The sequence below is a fragment of the Candidatus Obscuribacterales bacterium genome (assembly GCA_036703605.1).
Taxonomy (GTDB): Bacteria; Cyanobacteriota; Cyanobacteriia; order RECH01; family RECH01; genus RECH01.
This window is the reverse complement of record DATNRH010000894.1, coordinates 1-1,127: the sequence shown is the minus strand read 5'-3', so window position 1 is coordinate 1,127 and position 1,127 is coordinate 1. Positions and strand designations below refer to the sequence as shown.

Annotated in this window: 2 protein-coding genes; both read right to left on the bottom strand. The window is 57.4% G+C overall.

All coding sequences use genetic code 11. The features are described 5' to 3' along the window. Positions 1-247 precede the first annotated feature (247 nt). The gene (locus V6D20_18380; protein HEY9817750.1) at positions 248-430 is read right to left on the bottom strand and encodes a hypothetical protein; all 183 of its coding nucleotides are present in this window, start codon (positions 428-430) and stop codon (positions 248-250) included. Beyond that, a complete protein-coding gene (locus V6D20_18375; GenBank protein ID HEY9817749.1) occupies positions 427-1,041 on the bottom strand; it encodes a tyrosine-type recombinase/integrase in 615 nt (204 codons plus the stop codon). The genes V6D20_18380 and V6D20_18375 overlap by 4 nt, the downstream gene beginning before the upstream one ends. Between the last annotated feature and the right edge of the window lie 86 nt (positions 1,042-1,127).

Here is a 1,127-nt window from a genome sequence, read left to right as displayed (position 1 = left end):
GTACAAGCCGTTTTTGATAAAAAAGTGGTCATTAACTTCGACAGAATAGCGTTTTTACTGAGAAATTCCCAAGATCGATCAACTCAAACTTAGCCCTTCTCCTGTGTGATTTTAGGAGTCTGCCGGATAAACAGCGATGCTTGTCAGCACAGCACCGGGCGCAAAGACCTACTAAAAAAATACCTTACCTATTCCCCCCGCCCGACCACCCACTAGGGGCAGCCGGACGGGGGTTGTTTTTTGTGGTCTAACCAAGTCCTCTTTTGCTCACATAGCCAGCCAACCACCGCCAGTACGCACCAGCGGAGGCAAAGCCCTGCTCCTGAGCCGCAAGTGCTTCGGCTTGTAGCCTCGTCAGCCCTCCATCGTACTCAGAAATGGCAGCCCGTTCCTCGAAGGCCTCTATGTCAGGGATACGGGATGCGCTCATAGCACCACGTCCTGAGGCAGCCTGATTTGATCAATGATCTCCCGCTTTTGGGTGTCACTGATGCCAGCCGAGTAGAGCCCATAGGTGAGCTTGTTCTCGGACCGTGCTGACTGATGGCCGACGAGGGAGGCGGTGAAGTGCTCAGGGACACCGGTGCGCTCACACTGGGTGATGAACCACTTGCGGGTTGAGTGGAACACGGTGCCATGAAGTTCCCTGTGCAGGGACCTCAGGTAGGCGTAGCGCTTGACCACTCGATCCACAGTCAGGGACGGAAAGAGCCGCCCTGAGGTGGGCAGCCGTTGGTCCAGCAGTTGCTCCAGCACCGGATGCAGCGGCACCACCCGTTCTGCCGCCTTGGACTTCAACTGCCGCAGGTGGTTGGGCATGATCTGCACGAACCGCCCGAGGTTGCCTTTGGTGCTGACGTCCTCTGCCAAGAGCCCGCAGGCCTCCCCTGAGCACATCCCCGTGAGCAGACAAAAAAGAAGGGCGCTGTGAAGCACCCTGTCGTTCGCGTTAAGGAGGAGAGAGACTTGGGGATCAGTCAGGACCCTGTGTGACTGAACCTCGGGCTTGTCTCTGACCAGGAGCCCATCCCAAGGGTTCACCTCCAAGGTCCCCGACCGAACACACCAGTCCAGGAACTGCTGCAACTGTCGCCATATACGCCGCGGGGTTTGGGCTGCCAGGGATA